Annotated in this window: 18 protein-coding genes; 9 read left to right on the forward strand and 9 right to left on the reverse strand. The window is 35.9% G+C overall.

Annotated elements, in window-relative coordinates:
• Positions 1 to 55: 55 nt before the first annotated feature.
• Positions 56 to 1,210: an MFS transporter gene (locus ACUTSE_RS02775; protein WP_445639142.1), complete on the forward strand. Its 1,155-nt coding sequence runs from the start codon at positions 56 to 58 to the stop codon at positions 1,208 to 1,210.
• Positions 1,211 to 1,312: 102 nt separating this feature from the next.
• Here ACUTSE_RS02775 and ACUTSE_RS02780 read toward each other — a convergent pair whose 3' ends face one another.
• Positions 1,313 to 2,602 (reverse strand): NAD(P)-binding domain-containing protein, encoded by a 1,290-nt coding sequence (locus ACUTSE_RS02780; protein WP_445639143.1) that lies wholly within the window; start codon positions 2,600 to 2,602, stop codon positions 1,313 to 1,315.
• A 95-nt stretch (positions 2,603 to 2,697) separates the two neighbouring features.
• On the opposite strand from ACUTSE_RS02780, the gene ACUTSE_RS02785 reads away from it, so the two are divergent.
• Complete coding sequence (locus ACUTSE_RS02785; protein WP_445639144.1) at positions 2,698 to 3,651, forward strand: helix-turn-helix transcriptional regulator; 954 nt, start codon at positions 2,698 to 2,700, stop codon at positions 3,649 to 3,651.
• A gap of 481 nt (positions 3,652 to 4,132) precedes the next feature.
• Here the strand turns inward: ACUTSE_RS02785 and ACUTSE_RS02790 are convergent, their stop codons facing one another.
• The gene (locus ACUTSE_RS02790; protein ID WP_445639145.1) at positions 4,133 to 5,932 is read right to left on the reverse strand and encodes a WG repeat-containing protein; all 1,800 of its coding nucleotides are present in this window, start codon (positions 5,930 to 5,932) and stop codon (positions 4,133 to 4,135) included.
• The gene (locus ACUTSE_RS02795) at positions 5,929 to 7,275 is read right to left on the reverse strand and encodes a hypothetical protein (RefSeq protein ID WP_445639146.1); all 1,347 of its coding nucleotides are present in this window, start codon (positions 7,273 to 7,275) and stop codon (positions 5,929 to 5,931) included. Before ACUTSE_RS02795 ends, ACUTSE_RS02790 begins: the two co-directional genes overlap by 4 nt.
• Before the next feature lie 147 nt (positions 7,276 to 7,422).
• Here ACUTSE_RS02795 and ACUTSE_RS02800 point away from each other — a divergent pair, with 147 nt between their 5' ends.
• Both ACUTSE_RS02800 and ACUTSE_RS02805 read left to right on the forward strand, forming a co-directional pair.
• The gene (locus ACUTSE_RS02800; protein WP_445639147.1) at positions 7,423 to 8,439 is read left to right on the forward strand and encodes a PTS transporter subunit IIC; all 1,017 of its coding nucleotides are present in this window, start codon (positions 7,423 to 7,425) and stop codon (positions 8,437 to 8,439) included.
• A gap of 128 nt (positions 8,440 to 8,567) precedes the next feature.
• A complete protein-coding gene (locus ACUTSE_RS02805) occupies positions 8,568 to 9,416 on the forward strand; it encodes a hypothetical protein (protein WP_445639148.1) in 849 nt (282 codons plus the stop codon).
• A gap of 145 nt (positions 9,417 to 9,561) precedes the next feature.
• Here ACUTSE_RS02805 and ACUTSE_RS02810 read toward each other — a convergent pair whose 3' ends face one another.
• Both ACUTSE_RS02810 and ACUTSE_RS02815 read right to left on the reverse strand, forming a co-directional pair.
• Positions 9,562 to 10,815, reverse strand: coding sequence for an alpha/beta hydrolase family protein (locus tag ACUTSE_RS02810; protein WP_445639149.1), 1,254 nt, complete (start codon positions 10,813 to 10,815; stop codon positions 9,562 to 9,564).
• 164 nt (positions 10,816 to 10,979) lie between these two features.
• The gene (locus tag ACUTSE_RS02815; RefSeq protein ID WP_445639150.1) at positions 10,980 to 11,798 is read right to left on the reverse strand and encodes an alpha/beta hydrolase; all 819 of its coding nucleotides are present in this window, start codon (positions 11,796 to 11,798) and stop codon (positions 10,980 to 10,982) included.
• A 702-nt stretch (positions 11,799 to 12,500) separates the two neighbouring features.
• On the opposite strand from ACUTSE_RS02815, the gene ACUTSE_RS02820 reads away from it, so the two are divergent.
• Genes ACUTSE_RS02820 through hxsC form a run of 4 tightly spaced genes read left to right on the forward strand, consistent with a single transcriptional unit; the run spans position 12,501 to position 16,186 of the window.
• Positions 12,501 to 13,181 (forward strand): peptidoglycan-binding domain-containing protein, encoded by a 681-nt coding sequence (locus ACUTSE_RS02820; protein WP_445639151.1) that lies wholly within the window; start codon positions 12,501 to 12,503, stop codon positions 13,179 to 13,181.
• Entirely contained in the window at positions 13,178 to 13,558 is a 381-nt protein-coding gene (gene hxsD / locus ACUTSE_RS02825) for a His-Xaa-Ser system protein HxsD (RefSeq protein ID WP_445639152.1), read from the forward strand. Before ACUTSE_RS02820 ends, hxsD begins: the two co-directional genes overlap by 4 nt.
• Entirely contained in the window at positions 13,551 to 15,047 is a 1,497-nt protein-coding gene (hxsB, locus tag ACUTSE_RS02830; protein ID WP_445639153.1) for a His-Xaa-Ser system radical SAM maturase HxsB, read from the forward strand. Before hxsD ends, hxsB begins: the two co-directional genes overlap by 8 nt.
• On the forward strand, positions 15,044 to 16,186 hold the full coding sequence (gene hxsC, locus ACUTSE_RS02835) for a His-Xaa-Ser system radical SAM maturase HxsC (protein ID WP_445639154.1): 1,143 nt from the start codon (positions 15,044 to 15,046) through the stop codon (positions 16,184 to 16,186). The genes hxsB and hxsC overlap by 4 nt, the downstream gene beginning before the upstream one ends.
• Positions 16,187 to 16,920: 734 nt before the next feature.
• Here hxsC and ACUTSE_RS02840 read toward each other — a convergent pair.
• From ACUTSE_RS02840 to ACUTSE_RS02855, 4 genes are all read right to left on the reverse strand, one after another.
• Positions 16,921 to 17,490 carry an RNA polymerase sigma factor gene (locus ACUTSE_RS02840; protein ID WP_445639155.1) on the reverse strand — a complete coding sequence of 190 codons (570 nt, stop codon included), beginning with the start codon at positions 17,488 to 17,490 and terminating at the stop codon, positions 16,921 to 16,923.
• The gene (locus ACUTSE_RS02845) at positions 17,483 to 17,896 is read right to left on the reverse strand and encodes a hypothetical protein (RefSeq protein ID WP_445639156.1); all 414 of its coding nucleotides are present in this window, start codon (positions 17,894 to 17,896) and stop codon (positions 17,483 to 17,485) included. The genes ACUTSE_RS02840 and ACUTSE_RS02845 overlap by 8 nt, the downstream gene beginning before the upstream one ends.
• A 460-nt stretch (positions 17,897 to 18,356) precedes the next feature.
• Positions 18,357 to 19,403, reverse strand: coding sequence for a F0F1 ATP synthase subunit A (atpB, locus tag ACUTSE_RS02850; protein ID WP_445639157.1), 1,047 nt, complete (start codon positions 19,401 to 19,403; stop codon positions 18,357 to 18,359).
• Positions 19,404 to 19,524: 121 nt separating this feature from the next.
• Positions 19,525 to 19,851, reverse strand: a complete 327-nt coding sequence (locus tag ACUTSE_RS02855; RefSeq protein ID WP_002985441.1) for a DMT family transporter — start codon at positions 19,849 to 19,851, stop codon at positions 19,525 to 19,527.
• Between the two features lie 396 nt (positions 19,852 to 20,247).
• Between ACUTSE_RS02855 and ACUTSE_RS02860 the strand changes: the two genes are divergently transcribed.
• Positions 20,248 to 20,877 carry a hypothetical protein gene (locus ACUTSE_RS02860; protein WP_445639158.1) on the forward strand — a complete coding sequence of 210 codons (630 nt, stop codon included), beginning with the start codon at positions 20,248 to 20,250 and terminating at the stop codon, positions 20,875 to 20,877.
• The last annotated feature ends 151 nt before the right edge of the window (positions 20,878 to 21,028 follow it).

The raw sequence follows: 21,028 nt of genomic DNA on the forward strand, positions 1-21,028 counted from the left end.
CCCAAGCCCTCGTGTAAATCCTACTTTCGCACCGATTCAACTTATTCCATTACGTATGAGGTTTATTTTTTCTAAAAACAGCACGCGCGTTGCTATTTCTCTTTTTTTCTTTGCTCATGGTCTTGTTCTATCTTCTTGGGCCAGTAGAATACCGAGTATCAAAACACAGCTTGCTTTGACAGATGCTGAACTTGGCACGCTACTTTTACTCCTTCCTATTGGACAGATAAGTACCATGCCTTTATCGGCAAAACTAATCCGTACTTATGGTAGTCAACGCAGTGTTCGCTATGGCTTCCTGCTTTATCCCCTGGTGTTGGTTCTCCTCGGATTTTCGACGCATTATGTAACATTAGCATTGGGTTTGTTCTTCTTTGGTGTTTTGGGAAATCTATGCAATATCGCCATCAATACACAAGGCGTCGAATTAGAAACTAGGCTGAACAAGTCCCTGATGTCCTCTTTTCATGGGGCTTGGAGTATTTCTGGCTTTATCGGTGCTTTATTTGCTTTAGGAATGTTGCATTATCATCTTTCTACCGCCACGCATTTTATACTCGTCTACTTCCTTGTTATTTTACTGTGGGTTTTTAGTTATAAGCGATTGATAACGGTTGAGCCAACGTCAAATAAAGAACGAGAAAAGGGTTCTATCTTCAAACAATTAGACAAAACGCTCGTTCAATTGGGGATTATTGGCTTCTTGAGTATGGCGATTGAAGGGGCAATGTTTGATTGGAGCGGTGTCTACTTTCAGGATATTGTGCAAGCCCCAGAACACTTGATTATTCTCGGTTATACGTCTTTTGTTCTCCTGATGGCAATTGGCCGATTTTTAGGTGATCGACTCGTAACGGTATTGGGACATAAAAAGGTCATTCAGTATTCGGGTATCTTGATGAGTTCGGGTTTACTCCTTGCCGTTTTCTTTCCCCACTTACTGCTGACTACTTTTGCTTTTATGCTTGTCGGACTTGGGGGTTCTTGTAGTGTTCCTACGTTATATGGAATAGCCGGTAAACATCCGAAGGTACATCCCGGAACAGCGCTAACCTTAGTGTCCTCTATTGCTTTTTTGGGTTTTCTACTAGGGCCTCCTGTGATCGGTTTTATCTCCTCGTCTTTTGACCTTCGATACTCGTTTGCCTTATTCTCTTTATTTGGAATTGTCATGGTACTTCTAGGAAACAAGGCTACATTATTCAAATAGGATTAAATGCGTCTTTTCGCATAAAAACAGCGTTAGTAAAAACTATACGCTGTTTTCATTTGTACTACAATTACCTCTGTATGTGTAATCTCTTACAGTCCCTCACCCTGCATTATTTCTATATTTACAGACTAATTCTTTTATGGTTTGTGCATCTTCGGCAACCCCAAAAATAATACCCGACTTACGTTTAATCAACCAAGGAAAACCTAAATAATACAACCCTGGTTGTGGGGATACTCCATTGGTGTGAATCGGGAAACCCTTTTCATTTAAAACATGAGGAATATGCAAATAAGAAAAAGAAGCCTGATAGCCCATAGCCCATATTACGGTATCAATTGCTGAAAAGGATAAGGCTGTGCGTGTACCAGCTGCACTGAAGTTCACATTAGGGCAATCCGCTTCATCTATTTCGTCTTGTGGAAATAAATGAAGTTGATTCTTTTGTTCCAAATAATAATCTACTCTCAATTTTAATTGTTCAGATCCTTTATCTGCAAATGCAATATGTTGTTTGACTTCATCACTAAAAGTAAACCCTTCTTCCATACTCGTTACCAGTTTACCAATAGGGGTAACGCCCATTTTATGCAAAGATTGTAAACTTACTGTATGTCCATAAGCCCCTACGCCTGATACTTGTGGCTGGGTTTGTCGACTGATGTTGACATCTTCTAATTCATCCATACGCATATCCATGACTCCCATAAGGTACAACCATTCCATCATATCTTTTCCTCTATACCTACGAGGGGAACGCATTACTTCACTGGTTGCTAAATAAAGCTGTCCTTTATCTGTATAATTTGTCTGTGCAAGCTCTTCTGCTATTTGAACGCCCGATTGCCCACTCCCAACAATTAATACATTTCCTCTAACTTGTGTCGGATTTTTATATTCAGCCACGTTAATTTGCGTAATGTGTGAAGGAATTGAGTAAGCGAATAAAGGGTTTTTAAAATCACTCATCTGACCAGAGGCAACAACGACTTGATTGGCTGATAGCGTCTTGCTAGTCCCTTTATAACGAACCTCAACACCATAGTACTCCTTGTAGGAATGCACAGCCGTAACTTCGCATTGTTCTACCACAGGTAAATGGTGTTCTTTTGCGTATCGCACCAAGGTATCAATGTATTGTTCCTTGGTTTTAAAAGCTTCCCTATCTTCTTTTGGGTCGAGTACCATCCCTGGTAACAGATTCATCCAGTTTGGCGTGTTAAGCGTAAAGGAATCCCAACGTTGATTCACCCAAGAATTGGCGATTTGACTTCTCTCTAATACAATATGATTAATCTTCTCTTGTTTTAATAAATAACTTATTGCTAGTCCAGCTTGGCCTCCACCTATCACAATAACGTCATAATGTTCTTGTTCTATCTGTCTCATTTTGCTTTAGTTTTACTAATTTTGTGTAAAGATATCAGCAGATTGAACCAAGGAATTAACGCAATCCAAACTCAATATGACGCAATCCAAACTTTATGACTAAACCGTTAACTATAAAAAGAGATTTAAGCCTACCGAAGGAAAATACAGTACTTACAGAAGAAGTAAGAGCAATACGTGTGCCTGAGAATAAAGCTACTTTTGTATTTAATGAGAAGTCTTTCGATCGCGTTGAGGTTATTTCTTGTGATTATGAACTCGAAAAAGATCAGAACCTACTCATCGATGTTAAAAATGATGCGTTAAAGATGCACTTTCGACTTTCTGGTGCATCTAGTTGCTTTTGTGATGAAGGGGGATCTTTTAGCCTGAAATCAGGAGAACACAGTCTTATGTTTCACAATAATTGTGAAACGAAAGTGGTCATGAATCCCACGAAAAACCAAGGGAAATTTATCGAAATTATGTTATCCCGAAGCTTGTTTGAACGCTTTTTTGAAGATGGAAATGATTTCCAAAAACAGTTTCTCAACCAAACAACAAAGAAGAACCACGTTTGGACGGATCGCAGTTTAACTATTACCCCTAAAATGTTTGCCCTACTCCAAGAAATGAAAGATGACACCTATCAAGGGCATCTTAAAAAGTTGTATTTAGAAGCTAAGATTACAGAGTTAATGATCTTACAAGTCGATGCTTTTGATAAAACAAACCATATACCAAAGCTATCTGCAAAGGAGTTCGATCAAATTCAATATGCGAAGGTATTAATCGAACAAAATATCCAAACCCCATTGACCATTCAACAATTAAGTCGAACAATTGGATTAAATATCAAAAAACTTACCACTGGTTTTAAAATCGTATTTCAAACCACTATTTTTGAATATGCTAAAGAATATAGAATGCTTGAGGCTAAGCGACTATTATTAGATCAAAAATGGTATGTCACTGAGGTATCCGAGCATTTGGGATATAAGAATCCTCAGCACTTTACAGTAGCTTTTAAAAAATACTATGGGGTCGTACCTAGTTTGTTTAAAGGTTAAAAACTGTGATACGAAGAATAGCTGTTATTGCTTTTTTGCTTTTTTGTTTTTTGCGAAGTTGTGCGTTTTATCTAGTTACTTGGCAAATTGCCATTTGCCACTACGGGACTTTACATCACATCGGCTCACCAAGTTGCTTTTTTGCTTTTTTGTTTTTTGTTTTTTTTTGCGAAGTTGTACGTTTTATCAAGTTATTTGGCAAATTGCCATTTGCCACTACGGGACTTTACATCACACCACCTCATCGCCTCACCTTCTCATCACCTCACCTTCTCATCACCTCACCTTCTCATCACCTCACCTTCTCATCGCCTCACCTTCTCATCGCCTCCAACCCATAACCCATAACCCATAACCCATAACCCATAACCTCCAACCCATAACCTCCAACCCATAACCTCCAACCCATAACCTCCAACCCATAACCCATAACCTCCAACCCATAACCCATAACTTCCAACCCATAACCCATTCCCACTACTTATTCCTTCTCTTTTTCTCCCTTATAGTCATACGTACCATCACTTAAGCTCATCGTTCGCTTTCCGAAATTGCTGGATTGTGCATAATTTCTATTGACGAACTTCGATACTTTTTCGTTTTTCAAGTTAATCAGACCTAAAGCATCATCTAAATAAACTGGTGCAAGTCCGTACGAAAAAGGGCCATTAATTTCGCTATACATAAAAGGAATAACCGTTTTATTATTTGCATCTACAAACCCCCATTTGCCGTTCTGTTTTACAGCAAATAACACATCAGCAGGTAATAAATCAACCATATCAGAAAAAGCATTAGCTTGCTCATACTGAATAGGAACAACGATTTTTCCTTCTGCATTCATAAAACCATATTTATCCTTTTTCTTGACGATAAAATAGCCTTTGTTTGCTACAGAAACCTGATCTACATGAGCCATTTTTTGAGGCGTAAGACTCTTGTTGTTTAACAGATAATAAGAATCTCCCGATTCAATTAACGCATAATGATATTCCTCGCTTACTTCAACGTGATCTACTTGCATGATTTTGGTATTCGTTGCATCCACCAACACCTGAGGCGATTCGTCATCCTCTTTAATTATCGCATAATTATTCAATACGCTACTTACACTATAATAGGTCAATGGTTGCATTTCGAATTTATCATTCAAATAAAAGTATTGTCTTTCTGTAGCAAAGAAGTAGTCATTGAGGGACATATAGGGGTCTGAAAATTCTTTAATTAACTTTAAATCCGCATTGTATATCAAGGTCTTATCCTCTTCGTATGAAATAAAACGAGATTTTGGTTCGTAATTCAACAGTGTCTTTGTAATCTTTTTCTCGTAGGTTTCGCTATTGAAATACAGCACGAGTTGATCCATAGGCTCTCCAAACTCATAATACAAATAACGTGCTTCTTCAGATTGATCAACTTTAGTTAACCATAGCTCTTCTAATTTGCTTAGTTTACCTGCTACAGCCTTTTTGAATTCAGCATGTTCCAGCTCCATATTATCCTCCGCAAAATCCAAAACCTCCTCGATATCTTTCAAGTATTCCTTTATAAAAAGATCAAATTGATCGGGGTGCATACCTGATCGTTGCGATCGATAGCTACTTACGCGTTTTTTATTTTTTAATAGTGCTTGAATCTCATCAAATTCCAAATCGCCTGCTGCTGTTTTGAGCAATACGCTTTTATCCGTTACCTCAACCACTTCAATATCTACCCCACGGTATCTTGTTTTTTGATGTAGTTTGGCAGGAAGTACAAGGCTGTCTAACTTTTTAACCGTTGAAAAAGTCATTTCAACGTCTATTTTAGCTACCGCTTTGGTCAATGCAAGTCCTGCTGCAAAATAAGTATTGATATTCGTTTGATCCTCTATCGTTTGCGGGCTACCATCTTGATAATACACTTTCTTCACATAAATAGGCGCTTTGATATCATCTAGTGAACGATAGACTGCTGGGTCCTTAACCAATTGTATGGTAACAAAACCATCCGCCATTACATCAGTAAACTGAATATTGGTTTTTGTAATTTCATCAATCTGAGCCTCATACTCCTTTTGATTAAACGCCAGTTTTAAAGGCGCTACTTCTGACGGTGTTCTCGGTTTATCATTATCCGTACCAAATAAACGTACAAAACCCTTTAAAGATTCTAAATCATCCTCAATCAAATCAATGTATTCTTCATTGGTTGTGGCGTTGCTGTATTTATCGAGGTCCACTTGCGCTTGTGCAAATGAGCTAACTAAAAGAAACAACAAGATAGGCAGATACGTTTTCATCGGATAATTTTTAATTCGTTTGTATTGTTATCTATATAAAATAGAAAAGATATATTCTTGATGTAATCTAGACCAACTGCTTTTAAATAGGCCGTTTTGTCTACTGCTTCTAAGTAAGCCAATTTCCCATTAGCACTTATATGAAGTTTCGTTTGCTCTGCCGTTACTACTTTGAACGTTCTTTCGAGCATATACTCCAAATTGTCGTATTCATGGTATGATTTTAGTTCCGTATTGTTGTAGTTATACGTGTATTTTTCTAGGAAAGAATCATACAAAAGCTGCGTCATTGCATTGAGATTTTTATCTAAAATCAAAGTGGCATACGCTCGATAAAACTGTTTGATTTGTTCCTCTAAATTCTTTTCTTTACGCAAGTCTTTCCCCTTGGTCCATCCCGTTACGTTATAGGCTACAGGAGCTTTTAATTGGTGGTTGAATCGAATGTCTTTCTTGGTATAATCATTGCTTCCTGGGTAAGAATAGTATCTTGTATCTCCATTTTCAACAATCGTATCGGTTACATAGGCGCGATTGTTAAACAAATCAATCGTTTGTACCACATCCCCTTTTCCGTTTATATATTCAATCGAAAACGATGCATAAGAGCTTTTTGGAATTTTAGGCATTACCTTTCCCTCATCATCAATACCTGGTGTAAGGAGAAAAGCTAAATCAATTGGCGTATCGGAATTTAGGATATACTTATTCAATACAATGGCCCCATACGTAGAATATTCATCCTCTTTATTTTTGGGTAAGATGGGAATACCATCCACCAAAACCGTCGGAACCACATTATAGCATGAAACTTGCAATAAACAGGTAATTCCGTTTTCATTTGTCTTTAATTCCTCTGAGAGATTGGCTAAGGGATGATTCACTACCCTTGAAAATTTCATTATTAATTCAGCTTCTGTATTTTCTTGGATATCAGCATCTTCTCTTACTTCTACCGTAAACACAAGGTCAAAAGCACGCGTAGCGACTGTATACTTGCGTTCATAATACTCCTGTTCTATTCTTAAGTCAGTAGGATACGTTTGTTCTAAATACGCAATAAACTGATTCACTGCATTTTCTTTTGAAACATCAAGCGAACAAGAAAAGTAATCTTCATTAAAATAGACCTCCTTTACGGAGAACCCATTCCAACGTCCTTTATCATTTTTTCTAAAGTATGGATTACTGTGATCAAATGAATTTGCATAGTATACTTTTTGGTAACTTTCTAAGGTCGTAAGTTGATCTAACACAACAGCAGACTGACCAAATATAACAGCAGGAAGTAATGTGCTGAGTAGTAAAAATACTAATTTAATAGCGGTATGGGAGGTCCTCATTTTTTAAATTTGTGAATAAAAATACTAATTTACGAACTATATTAGCATTTAAAAATAATTCAGTACTTCTATCCGTATTAATTATTGTGCCTTGGTTTCATCAACAACGGATTGAGGCTTATTATTTTTTATTAAATCAACCGATTCATGCAAGCATTTCTTCAAAAAAAAGACATCCAAATTTCAAGTAAGCGATACTTTATTGACGCTATGGGAGCCATGGCCTATGGGTTATTTGCAACGTTGCTTGTAGGGACAATCCTAAAAACCATAGGAGAAGAATTTAGTATTCCCTTTTTAAAAGAAGTGGTTTGGCCTTTTGCAAATCAGGCGACAGGTCCAGCAATCGCACTTGCGATTGCCTATAGCTTAAGAGCGCCCCAATTGGTGTTGTTCTCTTCTGCTGTTGTGGGCATAGCAGCTTATCAATTAGGAGGTCCATTAGGTGTGTTTCTAGCAACCATTATTGCAGTAGAAATTGGAAAAGCTGTTGCAGGAGAAACGAGGATCGATATTGTCGTTACGCCCATCGTCACCGTTTTAGTTGGTGTGGCTTTAGCTCAATTGATTGGCCCTAGTGTCAATCAATTAATGCAATGGATCGGGCAAGTAATTATCCTTGCTACGGACACGAATCCCCTCATCATGGGGATGGTCATAGCCGTTGTAGTCGGAATGGTTTTAACCCTACCCATCTCATCCGCAGCCCTGTGTTTGATGTTGCAATTGGATGGTTTAGCAGCAGGAGCCGCTACGATTGGTTGTTGTGCACAAATGATTGGATTTGCTACCATTAGCTATAAAGACAATGGCATAAAGGGGTTATTAGCCCAAGGTCTTGGTACGAGTATGTTGCAGATGCCCAACATTTACAAGAATTGGAAGATCTGGATTCCACCAACCGTAACAGCTGCTATACTAGGTCCCATAGCCATTTTGTTTTTTGATATGCAAAATACAGCCTTAGAATCAGGTATGGGAAGCTGTGGATTAGTAGGTCAAATCGGAACCTTTAATGCGATGAAAGACGCGTATTCCACCACCTATATTCTCTTGGCGATTGTAAGCTTACAAATTATATTGCCTATGCTTTTATCTTACTTGATTTATGCTGTCATGAAAAAGAAAAACTGGATTCAAGATGGAGATATGAAATTGTTTTAATGGTTTGTTATTAGGTAATCGCTTATTGTTCGGCAAGTTTGTTTTTCGTATTTTTAGATAAAATTAAATCAAGTCCTTCGTTGAAATACGTTAGGGTAACCTGAATCAAATTTGACTGCATTTTGTTTATGAAAAAATCAGTGTCTCTTTTTGTATTGACTAGTCTGCCTTTTCTTTTTTTATCGTGTACGAAAAGCTATGAGTTAGAACCCCGAGACGCGGGGCAGTATGGTTACGAGATCTGGCAAGGCCATTTTATTGTACAAAATGGAGTAAAAATTCCGTTGTTGTTTGGCGTTGAAGGAAAGACAGACATGCGTCAAGTACGCTTATTTAGCGGCTCTGAACTTGCACATTGGAGCTATTGGCATGAAGGCGAAGACTGGCATACTGCTGTAGACTCAGTCAGTTTTGAGACTGGATTACACAGCGAATTTAGAGGAACAAGAAAGGGCGATACCATAGCAGGAATATACCTTGATGGGGTTAGTGCCAAGGTTGAACGTGCGAAATTTAAAGCACAAAAGGTCGATCAATATAAATCGCCCTTTACGGAAGTAGCTCACCCTACCCCTATTGTACCTACAGGGACTTGGCATCTTGATTTTGGTACCTTGAAGGATTTGAGTGATCCGAAAGAATTACTTCGCTATACCATGGATCGGGTACAAACGTTTGATCTATACCGAAAAGATCAAATGATGATTGGCAAAGCCTATGGAGCTGGAGGCGTCCAAGGATTTAATGGTGTGATGACTGCCGACGGCTTTATCTGTTCCTCCTTTCATCATTCAGAGCCTTTTTTAATCGTAGGTACATTTATAGATGAAAATACCTTCGATGCAACAATCACCTCAACGACTGATGTCTTTCAGGTAAGAGGAACGCGCAAATCTCAGGCAAAAGAAAATACGGAGCACACAGGCTCCGTACTAAAAGGATTGTATTTAACTGTAAAAGCATTCTTTAAGTGGTAATGGTCAGACCTATGTTATATTTTTGACCTACTAATTAAAACAATAACTGTACTGTTTTTTATTTACTTTGCTTAAAAAACCAATGCTTTATTTATCTTTCTTTATTCCGAATCCCCTCCCTTTCGATTCACAACAATTTATTGTTCTATTTACTCGGTAAATACTTCTTTACAAAGGCAATTAATTGATCCGTACTTTGTACAATGGCTTGGGTATGTGAAGCTCCCTTTACCAACAAGAGTTCTACCTGAGGGGAACCTAATTCTTTTAGGTGATCGACTAACTCCTGTGTAATGGTATAAGGAACATTCGTATCGGCCGTTCCTTGAATCACCAAAATGGGTTTATCTAGTCTTTTTGTTCCCGGTTGATTAGCGGCAATGGATGTTTTGATTATACTATTCGACTGAAATGCTTCTTCATTGATCCCTGGATAGTCCATGACCTTATGAGACTCATCTTCTCTCATAAATTGAATAATATCTGCTTTATACGCATTTCTAATTCCATCCAAACACAAACCATCATCTCCATTACTACCTTCTGCTAAAGAGGCAAAAGCTTTACTCCTTCCCTTAAACATGATTGTATAATCAAACGATGGATGCTCTGCTTTCAATCCCACACCCGATAAAGCGCCATAGGCCAATAAAGTTGCGTAAGTAACTACTGAATTGCGCTCTTCTAACGGAATGGGAGGATTGGCTTTATTTTCTTGCGCTTCTAGGGCTCTTAGTGCATTTGGTGCTACTTCTAGGATAATCTTTCCTAGATTTGAACCAGGTGCCCCAGCAATAGCTCCTTTGTAAGAAGCATCATCACTCGCGTATTCCGCCACCCCTAGAGAAGCTTGTCCGCCTTGTGATTGACCAGACGAAATCCAATCGCCTTGAAAATCATCCGAATACTTTTGTTTCAGTGCATGAACCGCATAAATACAAGATAAAGCTTCGCTCTTCAAATTTAAATACGGGTGAATACCAGGAGTACCCAACCCTTCATAATCTGGGGCAATCACGACGTAGCCTTCCTGTAAAATTCTTTTCAACGAAACTTTAAAATTGGCACTAATTGGTTTGTTACTTGGTGCACAATCATCGGATACCCCTACCGTACCATGGGCCCACATCACGATTCGCCAGCCATCTGCAGGTTTAGGCGAATTGGGATAAAACACCAAAGCAGTTGCTTGTACCTCCTGTCCGCTAATACCAGGCATTTGATACGTCATAATCTTAATACTCGATGCTTCTTCTAGTTGATCCAAGGTGTAATTCGCCTCCGAAACATAGGCACTCGGATTAGGCGATGGTGTTGTATCATCATTTGAACAAGCGATAAACCATCCGCTCATGGAGAGGAATAGCAACAATAAAAGGGTTTTTGGTATTCTTTTCATATCTATTTTTTTAATGTTTATTTCCTAATAACTATTCATAAATAAATCTAAAGTTAACAAAAAATAAAACAAATAGACAAAAAATAAAACACATACAAACAGATTAATTTACAAATTACACTGTTTATATGTGTTTTAAATATATTCAATTAAACCGATACGCTTTATGGATTCAAAGCCCAAATCAAGGCTTTCTCTTTCGTGGCTCTAAATATAGATGTATGTACTTCATTTGGTTCATCTGCATACCTCCATTTCAAGGCTTCGTCTTTGTTCTCCGTTAAAATAGCAGCTAATTCTTTAGTATAAGGAGCGATATCCGTCGCATTAGACCCTGCAAACCACAGCTTTTTTTCTACGGGTTTCTGTTTTTCTAGAGTGGCTTTCGCTGTTCGAACTAAATAATGATCATTCCACCACAAAGAAGGGTCAAATGCGATGTAGTTAGTAAATAGTTCGGGTTCTAAAAAGAAGGTTTCCAACACAAATAAACCTGCTGCAGATTCTCCCAGTATTGTTTTTTCTGCTTTGGTTCGATAGCGCTGATCAATTTCCTTGAATAATTCATCCTTGATAAACGCTCTAAACGCAGCAGATCCACCTACTTCTGGAGCAATTTCTTTGTCTTTTGCAACCGTTGTAAATCCGGTTAAATCTCTTCGCCTTTGTGTATTTTCAATACCAACTAAAATAACCGCTGGAATTTTTTGTTCTCGAATGAGTTCTTCTACTGTATTAGCGATATGCGGAAAGTCCTCTCCTATTCCTCCATCTGCCATATAAATCACTGGCAATGAATCTTGATGACTGCCATAGTCTTTGGGCGTCCATACATTGATCACTCTTTCTTCATTTAGTTCTTTCGCGTGTAGTTTAAACGTATCATGTTCCGGTACTACATCTTTAATCGCAGGTTTATTGGTACAACTCGCAATCAAGACTACACCTAGTAAATACCATACTTTCGTAATTTTTGCTTTCATTTTCGTATCTTTTAGTTTTAAATGGGTTCATTGAGGTAAATCCATAAAAAGATACTCCTACATGCCTAACAGTACTTTTTACTCTTTTAAAAATAAGACATTTCATGCTTTGTTTTTACTTCTGCTCTTCTGAATGGTATATTTTTTTTAGAAAATAAGTTTATTAAAACTCTGAAGGTCTACTTATTGTATCAAAATAAAGAAGCACTCTTAAAAAAAGAGTGCTCCTGGGCTAATAATTATCTGTTGGGTTTAAAATCCTACAGCAGGATTATCGAAAAAAATTTTATTCTTGTCATACGATCAAAAAGCGATTGAAATGCATGCCTCATGCATTCGCTTTTTTCTCTTGCTATAAATTTAGATTTAGTCTCGGATGAACTATACTGTGTGTTACTATTCTTACAAACAAAAATAAAAACATCTCTATCGAATCAATGTGTATAATCACGAATAAAACAGTTATAAAAACCCAACTACTTTTGTACCTGTATCATAATAATATACATCAATTACGAGAATCATAGACTCACTTTTAAGGCAAAAAATAAAAGCTAAAACTTCTTCTATTAGCATTCGAATATTATTATAAATTAAAAAGATTATTTGTAATATATATTGTTAATTTTGCGAATTCAGAGATGTTTTTATTTAGTCTCCTAAATAGATCGATTACTTATATTAGTATTGAGTTATATTATCATGAAAAATATTAAAAAAATAAAAGAGCTAAAAGCTAAATCTTTAACAGTCTTATTAGCGACATTAGCAACATTTTCTAACCTATTCGCGAAGGAAAACAAAGATCTCTTTTCTCTTGATTCTAATGACTTCACTGATGAAGTAGAGCGTAGTAATTTAAAACCAACTCTTGTTCTAAAATTAAATTCTACAGGGACTAGTTTTAATGCAATGATGCATCGTTCTCATTCATCTCATCGTTCTCATTCATCTCATCGTTCTCATTCATCTCATTATTCATCAAGTTATAGTTCTGGCTCAACTAGTAGTCGTAGAACTACTACAAGTTCCTCATCAACTTATAGTTATCCAACTTCTTCTTCTGGTTCGACAAAAACGAGTAGTTTTAGTTCTTCTACTAAGTCGCCTCAAACAGGAACTTATCAAGAATCTACTAGTAAAGTAGATGAAACTACTAGGGTTTATGAATTGGGAGAAAGAATACTTTATAAAGGCTGTGAAGGAAAAGATGTAGAAAAATTACAAACAATTTTAAAGTTATTAGGCTATGATGTCATAGTATCTGAATATTTTGGTGGTAAAACAGAAGACGCTGTTAAGAAATTTCAAGATGAAAATGAATTAAAACCGGATGGTAAAGTAGGTGTTAAAACTTTAGAATCAATGCAAAATAAGTTATGAGAAACATAAACTATACTAGTGGCTCACTTTCCTTTAAACTTGATGTTTTAAGCTATTCTGAATCAGTAATTTTTAAATGTATGTACTGGTATCTAGATGAATTTAATGTTAGTATTACTCTTGAGAATAATTGTCATCTTGTTTCTCTATCGCTCAAAAGTAAAGAAGAATTTGATGAGGAGGAATTAATTGTTCGAATTAAAAATGATTTGATTGATTTTAAACTAAGAGAAATTATTAATACTGAAACCTCAAATTTAAGAGAACTCATCACTGCTAAAGCTTTCGCAAATTATGATTTTGATATTTTTGAAAAAAAAGAATATTCGATAAGCGATCCTGTTGGTTTTAATCCAAATGAGATAAAACATGATTGATATAAAATCTAAACAAGAGACTAGAAAATTTAAAAATCCAGATTACTATAATACATCTGAAACTTACTATCTTTTACCTTTTAAATTTAAATCACTTAACAACTTTGTTGATATTATCACTAATGATATTGGCGATTTTGTTTTAGTCCCAAAGAATTTCATATCAGAACTAGTTACTAAACGTTTTCAAAAAAATAGCAATATAGATTTATACTATAATCTTATTTCAAATTTTATAATCTCTGAAACTCCAGTTCCTGAATTACTAGAGGTATTGGTTGCTCGTTATAGAACAAAAAAATCATTTTTAGACCATTTTACTGCATTACACATTTTTGTAATCTCATTAAGGTGTGAGCATACCTGTCATTACTGTCAAGTATCTAGAGTTGTGCAAGATAAAAAACGATATGATATGTCTTTTTATCATATCGATGAAGGAATAAAGTTAATGATGCAAAGTCCTAACCCTAATTTAACTATGGAGTTTCAAGGAGGAGAAGCTTTATTGGCGTTTGATAAAATTGTATATGCTGTTGAAAAAGCTAAAATCGAAGCAGACAAAAAAAGCAAGAATATTTCTTTTGTTATTTGTACAAACTTAGCGCTGATTAATGATGATATTCTGGCATTTGTTAAAGAACATAATATTTTAATTTCTACATCATTAGATGGTCCAGAAATACTTCACAACAAAAACAGAAAACGTCCTGGAAATAATAGTTACGAACTGACTATTAACGGTATTGATAAATGTCGTAAAATACTTGGAAATGATAAGGTTTCTGCTTTAATGACTACTTCTAATTTGTCTCTTCAATATCCTAAAGAAATAGTAGATGAATATGTGAACTTAGGTTTCTCAAATATCTTTCTCAGACCTATCAGCCCCTATGGTTTTGCAAAATACAACCCTAATAAAAATCACTATTTTATAGAAGAATTTTTAGCTTTTTATAAAGAAGGATTACTTCACATTTTAGAATACAATAAAAAAGGAATATTCATAGCCGAAGATTATGCTTCTATTTTACTTAAAAAGATATTTACACCTTTCCCAGTAGGCTATGTTGATTTACAATCTCCTTCTGGTATATTAAACAGTGTTATTGTCTTTAATTATGATGGGAAAGTGTACGCATCCGATGAAGCAAGAATGATTGCTGAATCTAAAGATTTTATGTTTCAATTAGGTGAATTAGGAAAAGATAATTATGAGGATATCTTCTATGGCAGTAAAGCCTTAGAAATATCTGAATCTTGGTGTAATGAAGGTTTAGCTGGCTGCAGTGATTGTGCATTTCAACCTTATTGTGGTGCAGATCCTATTCTTAATTATGCAACACAAGGGGATTTATATGGTTTTAGACCTACTAGTATTTTTTGTAAAAAAAATATGGAAATAATTCGCTTTATATTTGAATTAATAGCAACAGATAAAGAAAATGAAATAATATTTAAAAGCTGGATTACAGGATTTCAATCATGATATTACAAACAAGAGGTAAAGCAACCCATTTAGAGCATTTCATAGTAGGAAAAATAAGTATTAATAAAGTAGAAAAGGATGCTATTGTTAGCATTAACGACTTAAATCAAGTAGAATTTAATCATCTTTCTCAATCAAAAGCAATTCTAACGACTTTTCCATTAGACTCATTTACTGATTTAAATCTACCAATTATTCATTCGGTTAAAAATTTAGAACACTTAAAACAAAATGACATCATTGTTCTTAATACTAATGGAGTAGTAAATACTTTGTATAGAGAAAACTCATATCACAATTTTCTCTTTCTAACAGAAAGATGTAATAGTAATTGTTTAATGTGCTCTCAACCACCTAAGGACAGAGACGATACAGCATATTTTTATGAAATTAATTCTAAGCTCATCAAATTAATACCTAAAGATCAATGCGAAACTCTCGGTATAACAGGAGGAGAACCTACTCTTCTAGGAGAGCGTTTCTTTCTTTTAATTGAAGAGTTGAAAAAAAATTTACCTACTACCTTTGTTCAATGCCTAACTAATGGCCGATCTTTTGCATGGCCTAACCTAGCTCAAAAATTACATTCAATTAATCACAATAATCTCTTATTAGCTATACCGCTATATGCTGATATCCCTGAGATTCACGATTATGTAGTGCAAGCTCAAGGAGCATTTAATCAAACAATAAAGGGAATTTATAATCTAGCAAGATATAATCAACGAATTGAAATTAGAATTGTTTTACATAAAATTAGCATTGTTAGATTAAAAGAATTAGCACAGTTCATTTATAAAAATATGCCCTTTGTTGAACATATTGCTTTAATGGGGTTGGAAATGGAAGGATATACACCTTATAATATTGACAAATTATGGATTGACCCTTATGATTATCAAGAGATTTTACAAGAGGTTGTTCATTTTCTAAATGATTTCGGTATGAATGTTTCTATCTATAATATTCCATTATGCCTATTATCAGAAGACCTTTGGAGTTTTAGTGTAAAATCTATTTCAGATTGGAAAAATATTTACTTTGATGATTGTGCAACTTGTACAAAATTAAATGAATGCGGGGGGATGTTTAAATCTAGTATCAAAAAAAGTAGTGAGTTTATTAAAGCATTTAGTTAGTACAATAAATTTTAATACCTCTAAAATAGTATCCTAAAACCTAAAAAAAGATAACAGCAAAATTTCCAACTATAAACACAACACTTTCACCAACCGAGCTCGTTAAACTTATTCAAGAAAAATATCACGTAAGTGATAAAACCCAATGCCACATCTTTAGACTTGCTATGAATCATTTATACCTCGTTGAAGATGGTGAGTTAAAATATGTATTTAGAGTGTATACCCACAATTAGCGAACAAAAACAGAGATTGAAGAAGAGTTGCGACTTTTAACTTATTTAAAAGAAAACGACAAGTCAGTTGCTTATCCAATAGCAGACCAATCACACGAACAAATACAGGAAATTGACGTACCAGAAGGACAGCGGTTTGACGTTTATTTTCTTATGCAAAAGGAACTATTATATCAGTATTCAATGTAAAAGATTTGAGTACTGGACTACTATCTTCCTCAATGAGGATCATCTCAAAAGAATGGTTGGAAACTTAAAACGTGGAATGACTTATCACAAGATTGAAATAGAATCATAAACGACAACGAAGTACGTCAGTCCACATAACGCTAAAATGCGCGTTGGGACTGACGTACTTCTTGTTCGATTTAATTTGTCTGTATTGGAATTGTTAGATAACGATCCTTATCCCACTCATTTTATAAAGGGTTGGTTGCCCGCATTTTTACTTGTTTCGTCTACCATACCATACACCTAAAACTCCTTTTCTCTTTGTTTTTACTTGTTTAAAACGACTTCATTGTAAATGTCTTTCAGCCGTTTGCGAAGATGTTTTACTGCATAGTGTTTTCTGGAAAGTAAGGTGTTTTCGGATACACCGGTAGTTCGCGAAACTTCTTTTATCGAAATACCTTCAAACTCTGTCCATTCAAAAATGTTTCTTTGTTCAATGGGAAGCTCCAAAAGAGCCTCACTTAATTCCTCCCAAACCATAGCCCATATATAACTTTGTTCCGGATCGTCAAAATCATTTTCTTTGGGAAACAAAGCATACTTTTCGATCAAAAAACCATCTTGATCATACCAATAGAACGGAATAAGTTCTTCCTTTTTCTTTTTGTTCTTGTTGATGATGGTATTTTTTGCTACCCGATACAACCAACTCGAAACCAGCTCTATTGGATTTTGTGTACCCTCCATAGCTTTGAGAAACTGATAAAAAACATCTTGCAGTATGTCTTCAGCATCTTCATCATTGGCTACTCGGCCTTTAATGAAATTGCGGATTCGAGGCAGGTTTTCTTTTACCTGTCGCTCTACCTGTTGATGATGTTTATCTTTACTCATTTCCAGCTGTATCGTTTTCTTCTTTAGTAAAAGCAGAATCAAACACATGTGGAGTATGAAAACCAAAACCGCGATTAAACCCTCTTTTCTTAAACCATTCTCGTCTTTCTTGAAAAGACATCTTCATCCATTTTTCGCGTTTTAGATCTGCGTGTCTTCCAAAACCACGATGTTCAGTAGAATCTCCTCCTCTTCGAAATCCCCTTCCTGAAAAAAGTAACCTTGCTAATACAAAAAGCCCAATCGCTTGCCAAAAATCAATCGTTGTTAACCCGAAAATACTCGGCATAAGCCAATTCCAAAGGAGCATCAAAGCTGTTCCAAATAATGCTAATGCAACTACCATAAAGGCGAAAAACTTAATGAATCGGTATTTCGCTTTAGACTTACAAAATGTCTTTCTCATTTTTTAATTTCTTTAATTAAACAATTAGTGTCCTATATAGGAAGACAATTGAGCATCAAAAATATTGTATGGAAATTGTTTTTTTGTGAGATTGGTGAAGTTTGTAAGGTGATGAGGAGGTGAGGAGGTGAGATTTGTAAGGTTTTTGAGGTTTGTTTTTTATCAAGTCGTGAAGTTGTATGATTTATCAATTAGAGAAAAATAATCTTTAAACGTTATGTCCTGCTGACGCAGGAAGCATCGCATCGGTCACTCCTATATGTAGAGGTTTGTAAGGTTTTACAGTTCACTGTAAACCGTTAACCATATAGGATGCGACCCTTCGTGCCCTCAGGGTGACATACGAATCGGACAAACACAGTGGAGAATAAATCTCACCTTCTCATCGCCTAACTGCCTCACCTCCTCACCTCCTCACCTCCTCACCTCCTCATCGCCTAACTGCCTCCCCCATCCACTACTAGTGTTCTTCTACAGCTTGACCAATAAATAAAGCGGATAAAATCGTAAAAATATACGCTTGCAGAAAAGCGGCAAGTATCTTAATGATATAAATAAACAAGGTTAACAACAAGGAAATACTAATGCTACCACCTACGGTAAATTCCTCATTCAAAAGAAAGATAATCGCGATCAGTCCCATGATAACGGTATGACCTGCTACATTATTTGCATACAATCGAATCATGAGGGAAAGTCCTTTGGTAAAAATTCCCAATACCTCAATTGGCAATAAGATTAACCGAACAGGATACGGAACATCTGGCATCCAAAATATATGTTGCCAATAGGATTTGTTTCCATTTATATTAACAAGAATTAAGGTCATAAGTGCCAAACAGAACGTTACACTAATATTCCCTGTAATATTAAATCCAAAAGGAGTTAATCCCAATATATTGACTATCCAAATTAAAAAAAACACAGATAATAGAAAAGGCATAAATTGTTTGTATTTAGTGCCTATATTAGGTTTGGCGATTTCATCTCTTACATATAGAATCAACGGTTCCAATAATCGACCAATTCCACTGGGTACTTTAGTAGGATTCTTTTTATAACTCTTTGCTAATTGGGTAAAAACAACAAACATCAACAGTGCAATAAAGAGCAATCCTACCACACTTTTAGTGATGGAAAAATCGAAAGGTTTTACAGGATTTCCATCAACTATTATCTTCTGTCCTGCCGCGTCGGTTCTATAAATTTTGTTATGGTCCAAACGATAGTAATGCTCCCCATGTTTTGCTAGTTGATCTCCCTCAATAAAAGCTGAAGAAGAGAATATTCTCACCCCCTGATCAACCAATATAACAGGCAAAGGAAAACCATAGGTTTTATTCTTTTCTTCATCTTTAAACAACGTAAAATAGTAATCATCGAGTAAATGATGTTCTATAGTTTCTTTTATTTTTAAGCTTTTACTACTAGCTTGCTCTACTTGTGCATAAGTTTGAAATGAAAAAGACAGAAGTAAAACAAATAGTAATTGTGAAAGATATTTCATTCGATAAATAAATTAAGTTAGAGGAATTTAAACTCAAAAGAGGCCTTAAGAAAGTCGTTTTCTATGTATGCATCATCCATGCTGAAAGGCTTTAAGTATTGGTGCTCTTTTTAAGTAGAGCTTAACTAGAAACGACCTTCAGACCGATGATAGAAGCAATTAACGTAACTATAAAAAACAACCTCCAAAATGAGGTAGGATCTTTAAACACTACAATACCTAATACTACCGTTCCGACGGCACCAATGCCTGTCCAAATGGCATAAGCCGTTCCCAGCGGTAACGTTTGAGTAGCTTTAATCAAAAGTAGCATACTAATGATCATCGCTATAGTAAAACCCGTATACCACGAAACAGCAACACTACCTGTTGCAATTTTTGCCTTTCCCAAACAAAAGGTATATCCTACTTCAAATAAGCCCGCGATAATTAGAATAATCCAGTTCATTTTTTATTAGATTTTTATTTTTTGTAAAGGTAGAGGGCTTCATTTACTTAAAATTTATCACAGGATAAGTAATTATTTTAGTGGACGGTTGGCGGTTTAGTTAACGGTTTACAGTGAATAGCCCTCACCTCCTCACCCTCTCATCGCCTCAAAAATCTCAGCCCCTCATCACCTCCTCACCCCCTCACCCCCTCACCTTCTCACCTTCTCACCTTCTCACCCTCTCACCAATCTCACCCTCTCACCAATCTCACCCCCTCACCGCCTCACCAATCTCACCAATCTCACCGCCTCAAAAACATCGCCTCCCCCATCCATTGTTATTGTTCGGTAATACAACAGCCTTTCTTAGCGTTCATCCCCTCTTTTTTGTACTTTCGCGCAAATAACCCCATCATGAGAAATAAAATCATCCTCGACCAATTACGCGCCAAAGAAAAACAAATGGAACAACTGGTTTGTAACAGTATCGAACGAACAGGAAATAGTGTACAAAAGGAGTTTTACCAACAATGGAAAAACCACAATCGAGAGGAAGCGGTAGAAACCATGTTTTATGAGTTAAGGCAAAATGTAGCGGACTATTGGTTAAACGAAAAATACACCAAAGGTTCAACAACCGCATTCAACTTATTGTATTTAGAACAGGATGGACTCTATGGAGGTGAGTTTACTTCTTTTGCGATCGACTTTCGCTATCCGTCAAAGAAATTACCTCAATTCGAGGTAATGGACGATCGATTTCATTATATAGAAAACAGAACTAATTTACCTGCTTGTGTGATTCCTCTATTGGATATTTTAACGCAAGAGATTCAAGGAAAAGAATATGATTTTGAAGAGTGGGATGATGTCATGGATATGTATAATCTCTTTGAAACTACAGCGTATATCGACACCCATCAAACGTTTTTACTCGCCCATCAGGAGGACCTTTTCCAATCTCTTCCCATCCAAAAACCTTTTTATGTTGCGGTGGGTGAACACGATGCAGGAGCTCCTCAATTGATTTATGTCATGGAATAAAATACGCAGTTGCGAGGCTGTATTAGCACAAACTATTTTCCGTTGCTCTGGGTAATAAGGAGGTTTGGAAAATATCCTTCAATACATTATTTACTAAAAAAGAATACTACAAAATATTTATCTTAGCTATAACCAATGCATTAATCCAATC

The sequence above is a fragment of the Myroides sp. TSA_177.3 genome (assembly GCF_052691955.1).

What these genes read in the sequence shown, in the direction of transcription:
- ACUTSE_RS02775 (WP_445639142.1), top strand. Translation starts at nt 56, where the DNA reads ATGAGGTTTATTTTTTCTAAAAACAGCACGCGCGTTGCTATTTCTCTT.
- ACUTSE_RS02780 (WP_445639143.1), bottom strand. Translation starts at nt 2,602, where the DNA reads ATGAGACAGATAGAACAAGAACATTATGACGTTATTGTGATAGGTGGA.
- ACUTSE_RS02785 (WP_445639144.1), top strand. Translation starts at nt 2,698, where the DNA reads ATGACTAAACCGTTAACTATAAAAAGAGATTTAAGCCTACCGAAGGAA.
- ACUTSE_RS02790 (WP_445639145.1), bottom strand. Translation starts at nt 5,932, where the DNA reads ATGAAAACGTATCTGCCTATCTTGTTGTTTCTTTTAGTTAGCTCATTT.
- ACUTSE_RS02795 (WP_445639146.1), bottom strand. Translation starts at nt 7,275, where the DNA reads ATGAGGACCTCCCATACCGCTATTAAATTAGTATTTTTACTACTCAGC.
- ACUTSE_RS02800 (WP_445639147.1), top strand. Translation starts at nt 7,423, where the DNA reads ATGCAAGCATTTCTTCAAAAAAAAGACATCCAAATTTCAAGTAAGCGA.
- ACUTSE_RS02805 (WP_445639148.1), top strand. Translation starts at nt 8,568, where the DNA reads ATGAAAAAATCAGTGTCTCTTTTTGTATTGACTAGTCTGCCTTTTCTT.
- ACUTSE_RS02810 (WP_445639149.1), bottom strand. Translation starts at nt 10,815, where the DNA reads ATGAAAAGAATACCAAAAACCCTTTTATTGTTGCTATTCCTCTCCATG.
- ACUTSE_RS02815 (WP_445639150.1), bottom strand. Translation starts at nt 11,798, where the DNA reads ATGAAAGCAAAAATTACGAAAGTATGGTATTTACTAGGTGTAGTCTTG.
- ACUTSE_RS02820 (WP_445639151.1), top strand. Translation starts at nt 12,501, where the DNA reads ATGAAAAATATTAAAAAAATAAAAGAGCTAAAAGCTAAATCTTTAACA.
- hxsD (WP_445639152.1), top strand. Translation starts at nt 13,178, where the DNA reads ATGAGAAACATAAACTATACTAGTGGCTCACTTTCCTTTAAACTTGAT.
- hxsB (WP_445639153.1), top strand. Translation starts at nt 13,551, where the DNA reads ATGATTGATATAAAATCTAAACAAGAGACTAGAAAATTTAAAAATCCA.
- hxsC (WP_445639154.1), top strand. Translation starts at nt 15,044, where the DNA reads ATGATATTACAAACAAGAGGTAAAGCAACCCATTTAGAGCATTTCATA.
- ACUTSE_RS02840 (WP_445639155.1), bottom strand. Translation starts at nt 17,490, where the DNA reads ATGAGTAAAGATAAACATCATCAACAGGTAGAGCGACAGGTAAAAGAA.
- ACUTSE_RS02845 (WP_445639156.1), bottom strand. Translation starts at nt 17,896, where the DNA reads ATGAGAAAGACATTTTGTAAGTCTAAAGCGAAATACCGATTCATTAAG.
- atpB (WP_445639157.1), bottom strand. Translation starts at nt 19,403, where the DNA reads ATGAAATATCTTTCACAATTACTATTTGTTTTACTTCTGTCTTTTTCA.
- ACUTSE_RS02855 (WP_002985441.1), bottom strand. Translation starts at nt 19,851, where the DNA reads ATGAACTGGATTATTCTAATTATCGCGGGCTTATTTGAAGTAGGATAT.
- ACUTSE_RS02860 (WP_445639158.1), top strand. Translation starts at nt 20,248, where the DNA reads ATGAGAAATAAAATCATCCTCGACCAATTACGCGCCAAAGAAAAACAA.